This is a genomic window from Paenibacillus sp. J22FR5, assembly GCF_059691975.1.
In genome coordinates, this window is sequence record NZ_JCAUAN010000004.1 from 145880 (window position 1) to 157798 (window position 11919).

Genomic DNA, 11919 nt, shown 5'->3' on the forward strand with positions numbered 1-11919 from the left:
ATCCAAAAAATGGTGAGAAAATCTACCATTTTTTTGTTGTTTTCATTTATGATAGATAGAGAGAGTGCATGTGCCTGTTAGTTGAATAAAAGGGGGATCAGCATGCTAAACGTGTTGTTGGTCGATGATGAGCCAGGACAAATTATCGGTTTTCGTAAGCTCCTTGGGCGTGTGAGACCAGAATATCAGATTACCTCAGCAAGAAATGGATTTGAAGCTATCAAGTTATGCGATGAGCAAAGTTTTGATCTTATCTTCACAGACATTCAAATGCAAGTCATGAGCGGATTGGAATTAATGGAAAAGCTGAGAGAGAAGGTTCAAGCTAAGATTATCGTCTTAAGTGGCTATGACTATTTTGATTATGCACAAAGAGCTATAGCACTTGGCGCCTTCTCCTATTTATTAAAACCATTGGATTTGAGTGCTCTGCAGGATGTACTACAACGAGCGGAGTTAGTCATAGAGCAAGAAACGACGAAGCAGAGAGCCTATAAGGACCGATTACTGTTGGAATGGATACAGGGGTCACTCCAAACGGAGTATCATCCGCTAGCAAAGGAATGGTTGCCTTTCCAAGAATCAGGGGTAGTCTGTGTCATCCAATTCGATTCGAATGAGTTGACTGTTCTTCAAAGGTTGCAGCAGAAGCTGGAAGCCAAGTGGAAAGGGAAAGGACTTCTCTTAAGCTTGCTGGTCTACAGGCAGGTTCCTGGGATCGTTGTCCTTGTAAAAGGTGAGCACAATCAGGTTGATTATGTGGTGAGCCTGAAGGACCTGATCCAAGATGAAGACCTGGATGCGGCTGTTTATATGGGGATCAGTGCCAGTGGTGTCTTCTCAGATCAGTTGCACGTCAAGGTGAAGGAAGCTGAGCTGGCTTTGCAGCAGCAATTCTATGAGCCCGATCGTTCTGTTTTCTTATATCCAGATACTCGCGTAGGCCAAGATTATAAACCGATTTTCAGACTAAAAGATGAGAATCTGTTAATGGAAGCCATACGTAACAATGATGCAGAGGCAATCGATCATGAAGTTGTCCAATTATTCGCGCCTATGCGATCGACAACCTATCCTTTGCCGGATTATCTGCGCAAAGCTTGTACTGTTCTGCTAATGAAAGTACTGGATGAGATTGCTTTATTAAAAGAAAACCGTGAAATCTATGAGGATTTCATCCATGGTATGGAAGGTGCCATCAACCAATCGAATACGTGCGAGCAGTTAATCATGACGATCAAAGCGTTCATATGTAAAATGATAAGTACGTCCGAATCCATCAAGCTTCATCGAAAGGATGAAACGATCTATCAGTATTTAGCCTATATCGATGAGCATTATAAAGAGGACATTTCCCTAGAAACAATCTCCAGGCATTTCAATTTAAGTCCGGGATACTTCAGTCAATATTTTCGTAATAAATTGGATATTAATTTTACCAAATATGTAACGCAGGTAAAGTTGAATAAAGCGAAATACTTGTTAGAGAATCAGGACGATAAGGTCTACCAAATTGCTGCCCAGATAGGCTATCAAGAAGTGAAATATTTCAATCGCGTATTCAAGAAAGAATTCGGCATATCACCGGAGGAATACCGACGTTCCATTCAGATGATGAGAAAAAAGTAGGTGAGAAGAATGGGTCATGTGAGGGCATTCCTACTGCGTATACAGGCATGGCGATTTAGGCGAAAGCTGCTCCTATTTTACATCGCATTTATTGTCATCCCCTTTTTAATCATTAGTTATAATTACTATCGAACGAGTTCTCAAATCATTCTAACGAATTCTGGGAACAGCATGGAGGAAGTCCTCAAGAAGAATATTCAATTTACGGATATGGCGATGGATGAAATTCGGCAGCGATCACTCTCTTTACTGGCGGATCCTGACTTATTTCACGTGTTTAACCGTGCCAAGCCAGAAGAACCATTGGAACTACTTGAAATGGATCGGATTGTCAGCGGAATCCTGAATAAATACTATTATTCGGATACGTATTTAGACTCAGCTCAACTGGTCACAAGTTACTATAGTTTTGGAAATGTTTCCCCGGTTACAAGCCATCAGACACTGATAAGCGTGAAGCCTGGTATGCTTCAGAAATCAGAGCTCTATAAGCAATCAGTCCAAGCGAATGGCTCCCTAGTCTGGTTCCCTACCTATGATTTCTCGAAACAATTTCATCAAGATGAATTAGCCGAAATTGATCCGCGATACCGGTATGTGTTCTCCGCTGCACGGTTGATGAGGAGCTCCATTTTTGAAGGAGGCGTATTCAAAGTACTGGATAGCAGTGTCGAAGTACCGATGCTTCTTCTCAATTTCAACGAAAGTTTTTTTAGGAATGTTCGCAGTGAACTGAATATCAAGGATTCCTACATGTATGTCATATCTGATGATGGGGAAATAATTGCTCATCCAGATGTGGAACAATTAACGAAAATAGACACCTCCATTTGGCTGAGGGATGCACACGATAAGAAGCAAGGAAGCGCAATAACGAGGCTGAATGGCCAGAAAATGTTTGTATGCTATGCAACCTCCGAACTCACGGGGTGGAAGTCCGTTCTGGTCATACCTTATGATCAATTAGTGCGTAACCTTCCATTGGTGGATTCAAGCAGCTTATATATCACCGTCATTCTATTAGTCATCTCTGTCTATATGGCCTATATGATATCAGGCTGGCTAACGAATCCGATGAAGAAACTACTGGTTGGATTTCATTTAACCGGAAGCGGTGATTTCACAACGAAAATTCCCGATCAACATGACTTGGAATTTGGCATCGTGATTAAGAAATTCAATGCCATGAATGAGAGAATTCAAGAGTTAATAAATGAAAATTATGAAGTGAAATTACGGGAAAAGGAAGCTGAATTAATGGCGCTTAACCTGCAATTAAATCCCCATTTTCTGTACAATACGTTAAATGTAATTAACTGGATGGCACTGGAAAAAGATCAAGAATCCATTAGTAAGATGATTGTAAGTCTATCTGTTATGCTGCAATATGCGGTGAGAAATAAAGCTGAATTAATTGTATTTCAGGATGATTTAACCTGGTTGAAAAGTTATATTCACATTATGGAAAATAGATATTTGGGTATTTTCAGTGTTGAATACGAGCTGGATGAAATTCCGCTAGAAGCCAAGACCCCCAAAATGTTTATGCAACCATTTGTTGAAAATGCCATTATTCATGGATTTGCCTACAAATCAGAGGGCGGATTCATTCGGATTTCAGGCAAGGTCATCGGTGAGACGCTGGTATTCAAAATAAGAGATAACGGCCAGGGTATGAACGAAAACACGGTTTCTGCCATTTTGAAGTCGGATACCCAAGGGGTTGGCATTATGAATGTGCAGACCCGGATCAAGCTGCTGTTTGGAGAATCATACGGAGTATCTATTCAATCATGGCCTGATGAGGGCTCAGAAATTACCATTGTTATGCCCATAGTGAGATAAGAAATTACTCCCCTGAAGTCATTCATTTGGGGGGATTTTTCAGTTTGATATTTTTAAAGAAATCTGCCGCGACATTAGTTAATATATTATAAAAATAGGTTGTGAAACTTAAAGTAAAGCGCAACAATTTTATATATGATAGATATGTAAGCGTTACAATATTTAACAAATTACAAGGAGGGGGTTGATACTGATTTCAACTTGAAATAGGAAAGCAGCATGAAGGCAAGATGAACTCCCCTGCTACATTTCAAAGAAATCTATGAAGCGAAAGAGAGGCTTTCTAATGAAGCAAATGCTTAGTAAGTATTGGAGTATGATGTCGAAGTCACAACGCGTACAAATGTTTGCGGCTTCCACGTTTACTGCCGCAGCGATCATGTTGGTGCCGCAGATAGCAGCAGCCAATACGATTACGAATAGTAATTTTACGGTCCAGACAGGTACCAATGGCGAAATTACTTCTTTACAAATTGGCGGGGACACGTATCCGACCAACTATGTGATGAATGCAACGAATGCACCGAATCAGAATACAGCTGACCACCAATGGGTTGGGGAGCTTATGTTTACTTACAAGCTTGGAACCGGGGCATGGACGCAAGCGCTTACAAGTAAGTCGGCTGATGCTAGAACCACTTCTCAAACAGGAAATACAGTCAATATTACCTATCAGAATTCCACTAACAGTGCAGGCATTAAAAACTTTAAAGTCGATGAATCTTATTCCCTCGTGAGTGACTATTTGAAATGGCAAATCACCGTTACGAATACAAGCACGCAGACAATGGAAATCGGCGATTTTGGCCTTCCACTCCCATTCAATGAGTTTTTCACTGGCGGCAATAATGAAGAGATCTATGAGACACGTGTCATTACACACGCTTTTATAGGAAACAATAGCTCTTATATCGTGGCGCAGCGCCCTAGCGGTATTGGACCTTCACTGCTTATGGTACCTGATACGACGACAGGTGCAGGACTCGAGTATCAGGATAATTGGCGCGTTGAAGAGCATCCCGGCAGCATGTGGGCAGCCGATCAGGGCGGATATGCGAAAGGCCTAAATGTGTACTATATCCATTCCAATGCGATTAAAAGCAATGGACGAGGTTATTTGCCCAACACGAGTCTGACGCTAGTACCAGGAGCAAGTAAAACATACGCCTTCAAATTCTTCAAAGCAGCGGATGAATATGCCGTTCAAGACAGGCTGTATAGCGAAGGCATGGTCGATTTCAATGTTGTTCCTGGCATGATTGTACCAACGAATCAGACAGCCAAATTTGACTTGCATACGTCGAAAGCGATTACTGCCGTAACGGCGCAATATCCATCGGAGACGACAATTACTTCCTTAGGAACGACGGGTACCGATCACAAGCTGTATCAGATGACGATGACCCATTTGGGACAGAACAATATCACGGTTACGTACGGCACTGGAGAGAAGACGGTCCTTCAATTCTATGCCATAGAGCCAATTGATGCGGCACTGCAGCGTCATTCGACATTCATGGTAAACAATCAACAATGGAATGTGCCAGGGGATATTCGAGATAAAGTCTTTGACGACTGGATGATGCAGAATAAAGCCAAGCGAAACAACTTCGCTGGATATTGGGGTTGGGGAGATGACTGGGGACTCACTCATGGTCAATTCCTAGCTGAGAAAAATGCCATTACGCCTATCGCTTCTGAAGTGACAGCGGTTGATAATTATTTGGAAACGGCTGTATGGACCAACTTGATGAATGGCCATCATACGGATTACCTAGTACCTGATTTTCTAATGGCTCAGCCGAATACAACGCCAACCTATCGAGGTTATGCCTATCCGCATATTTATAATACGTACTTCAGTATGTATAAAATCGCTAAGCTTTACCCGAATCTGGTGACATACAAGAATACCAAAAATACGTATTTGCTTCGTGCTTATAATGTTTTCAAAACCTTGTATGACGGTGCTGTTGCCTACAACTGGGAGACGGGGTTAATGGGTGAGTTAACAACGCCAGATATGATTAAAGCACTTCAGGATGAAGGTTATACGACACAAGCTAACGATATGATTAGCAAAATGGCAACGAAATACAACAATTTTTCAGCAAATGCCTATCCTTATGGATCAGAGTACAGCTATGACAATACAGGGGAAGAATCCGTGTATATGCTGGCTAAGATGAACAACAACAATACAATCAAGGGTAAAATCAATGCAAAAACAAGAGCAGCGCGTGGACATATGCCAGTGTGGTACTATTACACGGATCCTGTAACCATTACCGGAGACAACTGGTGGAATTTCCAGTACAGTACGTCGCTTGCAGGCTATGCGATGGATGACTGGATTCGAACGAATTCAACGAATCCGGAGCAGGAACAGCGGTTATCCTATGCCGCCAAAATAGCGAATATTAGTGCGATTAATTCGGGTCAAATCAGTAGTGATGCTGCCAATATTGGTGCCGTTTCTTGGACTTATCAAGCTAGTAAAGGTAACATCGGCGCGCTGGGTCTCGATGGCGGTCCTTTATTTAATGGCTGGCGCGGGATGAGTGGCGAGGCTGATTTAGGGTTGTTCGGCGCTTTGAAAATTTTAAGCGCGGATGTTGCAGTTGACCCGATTTTTGGTTTATATGGCTATGGGGCAGATGTTACTTTGAGTAGCGGGAAATATAGTATCACCCCTAAGGACGGCTTGTTCAAACGATTGAATCTGATTACCGAGAAATTCTCCATGGAGCTTGAGCGCGACCAATATACGTCGGCTATCGTGGCAACGGCTAAAAATGATGTTAATTTCACGTTAAAGAATTCGACCACAACAGCAGCCCACGTCACGAAAGTTACATTTACGGGTCTTGCAGCAGGTACGTATAATGTCCTAGTGAACAATGCACAAACGGGCACAGTGACAGCGACGGCAGGCGCTAAAACGATCGTTAATCTTAGCATTGGAACGAATGCTACGTATGATGTGAAACTGCAAGTGGGCACTTCCTCAGGGCCTCAAGACGTTGCCCCGCAAGGGACAGCGACGACGTCATTCGTGTCTGCCTGGGAAAGCCTTGCAGGTCTGAACGATGGCTATGCACCAACAAGTTCGAATGATAGAGGGCATCTTGTGTATGGAAACTGGGATAATCCAGGAACGACACAATGGGTGCAGTACGACTTTGCATCAGCGAAAACATTATCCAGTACAGCGATTTATTGGTTTGACGATGATCAAGGCATCGATCTTCCAGCTTCCTATACCATACAGTATTGGAATGGAACAGCATGGGTCAACGTAGCAAGCCCATCAGGATTAGGTATTGTCGCAAATCAATACAATACGACGACATTTACTCCTGTTTCTACAACCAAAATCCGTGTCAACATTACAGCTAAATCAACCTTCTCATCAGGAATTGAATCTTGGCGAGTATTCGGAACATAATCCATTCAACAAGCTGCCCTTTGGATCTTCGTAGATCTGAAAGGCAGCTTTCTCTATTTAATAATGGTGGAAATCGAAAGTGAAAAGGTTGATATTTTTAAAAAAGAGGTTGAGATCATTTATCGTAAATCCCATATCTGTGGGCTATACTTAGGTTGTAGCGCTTACAAGAATGTTTTAATTTTAAACTTTTAAAAGGGGATGAAAGAATGAAAAAAACATTATTTAGTACAATCGCTCTTAGTTTAGTATTGACTAGTGTACTTGGTGCATGTACGAACCAATCCGAATCAAGTCCTTCGCCAAGTGCTGCTGCAAGCCCGACTGCTCAGGCGACGGTTAAGCCAGAAGCGAGTAGCAAGGCAGTAACGCCAACCAAGTTAACGTTCTGGACGTTCGTTGATCTGCATCAAAAGTATTGGGAGAGTATGGCTCAAAGTTGGAATAAAGCTCATCCGGAAGAACCGATTCAGCTAGAGGCAACAACCATCCCTTATGATGATATGCATTCCAAATTATTGATTGCCCTACAAACCAAAACAGGGGCTCCCGATTTGGCCGATATCGAGCAAAGTAAGTTTCCTAACTTCGTACGCGGACAATCCAACTTGGTACCCTTGGATGATATTGTAACACCGGCGCTTCCTAATATCGTGAAATCTCGTGTAGATATTTATAGCAAGAATGGCAAGTATTACGGCGTTGACTACCATGTAGGCGCAACGGTTATTTACTACAACAAAGAAATATTGGATAAAGCAGGAGTAAATCCTGACAATATTAAGCTTTGGAGTGATCTAGAGGAAGCAGGGAAACAGGTCCTTGCGAAGACTGGGAAACCGATTATTACATTCGAAGGCAACGGAAACTGGTCTTGGTGGCCTGCGATCTCTCAACAGAAATCCGATCAAGTAGATGCGCAAGGTAATGTGACGATTGACAACGATATCAACGTTAAAACGATGCAATTCTTCCAGAAGCTTGTGAACGAGAAGGTCGCAGCAGTAGCGCCTGGGGCAGGGCATGATACAGAAGAATATTTTGGCTTTATGAATAAAGGCGGCGCAGCTTCGGTCTTCATGCCTTTCTGGTTTATGGGGCGTTTTACAGATAAAATGCCTGATCTCAAAGGCAAAATGATTGTGAGACCAATGCCAGCATGGGAAGCGGGCGGCAATCGATCTGCAGGAATGGGCGGAACGGCTACATCCATCACAGATCAATCCAAGCATATTGAGTTAGCGAAGAAATTTCTAACGTTCTCCAAATTAACGAAAGAAAGTGGTATTCAAATTTGGAAGCAACTCGGGTTTGATCCGATTGTAACAGATGCTTGGACGGACCCTGCTATGAAAGAATCCAATAAATTCACGGACTATTTTGGCAATGATATTTTCGATACCTTATTGAAAGTTAAGAATGAAATCGCGCCGGTTAATATCACGGATAATGAGCCGCTTGTGTTTGATGCCATTCGTAACAAAGCAATGCCGCAAATTTTCCTAGATAAAAAAGACCCTGCTCAAGTATTAAAAGCAGTTGGTGATGAGTTAAGAAAAAAATAAGTTGAATTTTGGTTGCTGGCATAGCAAGCAGTAAGCTATGCCAGCGCACTATTCATGTCGGCGGAGGGGACTGAGTATGCTGAGTGAACAAGTTATGGTGCGAGAAGTCATACAAAGAAAAAGAAGATCAGTACAACTTGCGCCCTATCTTTTTATTTTACCTTTTATCGTATCTTTCTTAATATTTTTTGCTTATCCGATTATTAGTTCATTTATCATGAGTTTTAAACATATGGTGCCTGGAGAAGAAAAGTTCATTGGTTTGGATAACTACAGGAAGCTATGGAATCCTGATTTTTTCAAAGCCATTGTAAACAATATACGGTATACGTTGTGGACGTTGCTTATTCTCATTCCTGTACCATTGGTGCTTGCTGTGCTTTTGAATACCAAATTTCTGCCAGTGCGTAATTTTTTCAGATCAGCTTTATTTATACCGGCATTGACTTCCGTTGTCGTGGCTGGTGTTATTTTTCGCCTGATTTTCGGAGAGTTGGATGGTTCCTTACTTAATTCGGTTATGCATATGTTTGGCTTACCGAGCCAGAAGTGGTTGTTAAATCAGCATTTGGCGATGTTTGCAATGATCGTTCTGGCATCGTGGAGATGGATCGGGATTAACATTCTTTACTATTTATCTGGGTTGCAGAGCATTCCTCATGATTTATATGAATCCGCAGAGATGGATGGGGCAGGGACTTTGAGTAAGTTCTTCCGTATCACGATACCGTTATTAAAGCCAATTACAATTTATGTGCTCACCATTAGCATTTATGGCGGACTCTCCATGTTTACAGAAAGTTATATGCTCTGGGCGGGTAAACCATCTCCTCAGAATATTGGATTAACCATCGTTGGCTATATTTATCAACAGGGATTTCAGTACTTTAATCTTGGTTATGGTGCAGCAATTGGTGTTGCTTTATTAGTCATCACCTTATTCATCAACTTAGTTCAACTCATCCTATTTGGTTTGTTTCGGAAGGAGGATTAAGCCAGTGACCTCACAACGTTCTAGTTGGATTGCATCTGCGATTCTAATCATCCTGTTAACTATACTCGCTGTATTTGCGTTATTTCCGCTCTATGCCCTATTTCTTGGTTCTCTGAAGCCTGCGACCGAATTTTTTCGTTATGGATTGAATGTCAGATGGGATTTTGAAGTCATGAGTTTTAAGAATTACTCGTCCATCTTTCATGCGCAAGGAGCAGCGAAAAATTATTTTGTCTGGTACAAAAATAGTGTTGTGATTACGGTGTTATTTACATTACTAAGCTTGCTTTTCTCCTCTATGGTTGGATATGGCATGGCCATGTATAAGTTTGTTGGGAAAAATTTCATTTTCTCATTGGTTCTTGTAACGATGATGGTTCCGGTAGAAATCATTATTTTACCACTATATAAAGAGATGATTACATTTAAACTAATAAATACCATCTGGGGTATTATTCTACCGTTCGCTGTTGCACCTTTACCGATCTTTTTCTTTCGCCAATTTGCGATGAGCTTACCTAAAGATTTTATGGATGCTGGACGCATAGATGGTTGCACAGATGGGGGCATATTTATTCGAATTATGATCCCACTGATGATCCCCGCGTATGGTTCTATGGCGATCTTGCAGGCGCTAGCCAGTTGGAACAATTTCTTGTGGCCGATCATTGTTATGCGTACAACGGACAAATTCACACTACCAATTGGATTGGCTACCTTCCTTTCTCCTCTAAGTGATAACTATGATGTTCTCATAGCGGGTGCCGTGTTATCGATTGTACCGATCTTAATTTTGTTCGTGTTTTTTCAACGGTTTTTTATAGAAGGACTTACAGTTGGTGGCGTAAAGGGCTAATTCAACATGTAACCCACACCAGGAGGAAGAGAATTATGACTACTGTGTTAAAAGCTCAAATGAAGTTGGATAAAGAGTTTCGGATTGCGCAAGTCGATGAGCGCATTTATGGATCCTTCATCGAACATCTAGGACGTGCAGTCTATGGTGGCATTTATGAACCAGGACATCCCTCATCAGATGAACATGGTTTTAGGCAGGATGTCATCGAGATGATTAATGAAATCGGCGTGCCCTTGGTTCGTTATCCAGGCGGCAACTTTGTCTCTGGATACAATTGGGAGGATGGCGTCGGACCCATTCGTAGTAGACCTGCTAAACTTGAGCTAGCCTGGCGTGTACTGGAGCCAAACTTATTCGGAACCAATGAATTTCTAGCATGGACCAAGCAAGTGAACGCACAAGCCATGATGGCCGTAAATCTAGGAACCAAAGGGATCGATGATGCAAGGAATTTGGTGGAGTATTGCAATCACCCTGCCGGTTCGTATTGGAGCAATTTAAGAATCGCTCACGGATACCAAGAGGCTTATGGCATCAAAACGTGGTGTTTAGGAAATGAGATGGATGGCCCGTGGCAAATCGGTGCGAAAACAGCAGACGCCTATGGGCGATTGGCGAATGAAACAGCGAAAGCGATGAAATTCGTGGATCCGAGTATTGAACTGGTCGTTTGCGGAAGTTCTTACCGAAGTATGCCAACCTATGCGGAGTGGGAAGCCACCGTTCTTGACCATACGTATGACAATGTCGACTATTTATCCTTACATACGTATTATGGAAACGCAGATAATGACACCGCTAATTATTTGGCCAAATCGCTGGATATGACTGCCTTTATTCAAGAAATTATCGCGGTGTGTGATTATATAAAAGCAAAAAAACGAAGTAAAAAAACAATGATGCTTTCTTTCGATGAATGGAATGTATGGTTTCACACCTTGGAGTCAGATAAGGAGATTGAACCTTGGCAATTTGCTCCTCCGCAGCTTGAAGATGTGTATACATTTGAGGACGCTCTGATGGTAGGCAGTATGCTGATAACACTGCTGAAACATGCTGACCGAGTAAAAATTGCTTGCCTAGCACAATTAGTGAATGTCATAGCACCTATTATGACGCAAACGGGTGGATCAGCATGGCGTCAAACGATTTTTTATCCTTATATGCATGCCTCCGTTTATGGGAGAGGTACCGTAACTCATGCTTTTATTGACTCTCCTAAATATGATACGAAAGACTATACGGATGTTCCCATTCTGGATTCTGTTGTTATTCATCATGAGGAGAAGGAAGAACTTACGATATTTGCGATCAACAAAAGTCTGGATTGCTCACTAGTCATAGATTGCGACGTACGTAGCTTTGAGGGATACCGAGTTGTGGAACACATTGTACTGGAGAACAACGATTTGAAAGCAGTGAATACGATGATTCATAGGAATCAAGTTACGCCGCATGGCAATGGTGACGCAGCCGTTAACGACAAAGTTCTTAACGGTACATTGCCTAGACTGTCTTGGAATGTGATTCGACTGCGCAAGCAAATGAACGAGAGACAATAAAATTGATTGCAATGGGG

General features: G+C 42.1%; 7 protein-coding genes and 1 pseudogene. All 8 read left to right on the top strand.

Translation table 11 applies throughout. The annotated features are described in order from the left end of the window. Positions 1-102 precede the first annotated feature (102 nt). The 8 genes and pseudogenes from AC58P7_RS08615 to arfA all read left to right on the top strand — a co-directional run bounded on the left by AC58P7_RS08615 (position 103) and on the right by arfA (position 11902). Positions 103-1629, top strand: a complete 1527-nt coding sequence (locus AC58P7_RS08615) for a response regulator transcription factor (protein ID WP_497341778.1) — start codon at positions 103-105, stop codon at positions 1627-1629. 9 nt (positions 1630-1638) lie between these two features. Further along, positions 1639-3474, top strand: a complete 1836-nt coding sequence (locus AC58P7_RS08620) for a sensor histidine kinase (protein WP_497341780.1) — start codon at positions 1639-1641, stop codon at positions 3472-3474. Between the two features lie 343 nt (positions 3475-3817). Continuing rightward, positions 3818-6464 (top strand): annotated as a pseudogene (locus AC58P7_RS08625) (DUF5695 domain-containing protein); the annotation flags it as partial. A 140-nt stretch (positions 6465-6604) separates the two neighbouring features. Further along, positions 6605-6922, top strand: a complete 318-nt coding sequence (locus AC58P7_RS08630) for a galactose-binding domain-containing protein (RefSeq protein WP_497342053.1) — start codon at positions 6605-6607, stop codon at positions 6920-6922. Between the two features lie 209 nt (positions 6923-7131). Then, positions 7132-8487 carry an ABC transporter substrate-binding protein gene (locus AC58P7_RS08635; protein ID WP_497341782.1) on the top strand — a complete coding sequence of 452 codons (1356 nt, stop codon included), beginning with the start codon at positions 7132-7134 and terminating at the stop codon, positions 8485-8487. Positions 8488-8563: 76 nt separating this feature from the next. Beyond that, positions 8564-9481 carry a carbohydrate ABC transporter permease gene (locus AC58P7_RS08640; RefSeq protein WP_497341784.1) on the top strand — a complete coding sequence of 306 codons (918 nt, stop codon included), beginning with the start codon at positions 8564-8566 and terminating at the stop codon, positions 9479-9481. Between the two features lie 4 nt (positions 9482-9485). Continuing rightward, positions 9486-10337, top strand: a complete 852-nt coding sequence (locus AC58P7_RS08645; RefSeq protein WP_497341786.1) for a carbohydrate ABC transporter permease — start codon at positions 9486-9488, stop codon at positions 10335-10337. A 35-nt stretch (positions 10338-10372) separates the two neighbouring features. Further along, a complete protein-coding gene (gene arfA, locus AC58P7_RS08650) occupies positions 10373-11902 on the top strand; it encodes an arabinosylfuranosidase ArfA (protein ID WP_497341788.1) in 1530 nt (509 codons plus the stop codon). Positions 11903-11919: the final 17 nt, after the last annotated feature.

What these genes read in the sequence shown, in the direction of transcription:
- AC58P7_RS08615 (WP_497341778.1), top strand. Translation starts at nt 103, where the DNA reads ATGCTAAACGTGTTGTTGGTCGATGATGAGCCAGGACAAATTATCGGT.
- AC58P7_RS08620 (WP_497341780.1), top strand. Translation starts at nt 1,639, where the DNA reads ATGGGTCATGTGAGGGCATTCCTACTGCGTATACAGGCATGGCGATTT.
- AC58P7_RS08635 (WP_497341782.1), top strand. Translation starts at nt 7,132, where the DNA reads ATGAAAAAAACATTATTTAGTACAATCGCTCTTAGTTTAGTATTGACT.
- AC58P7_RS08640 (WP_497341784.1), top strand. Translation starts at nt 8,564, where the DNA reads ATGCTGAGTGAACAAGTTATGGTGCGAGAAGTCATACAAAGAAAAAGA.
- arfA (WP_497341788.1), top strand. Translation starts at nt 10,373, where the DNA reads ATGACTACTGTGTTAAAAGCTCAAATGAAGTTGGATAAAGAGTTTCGG.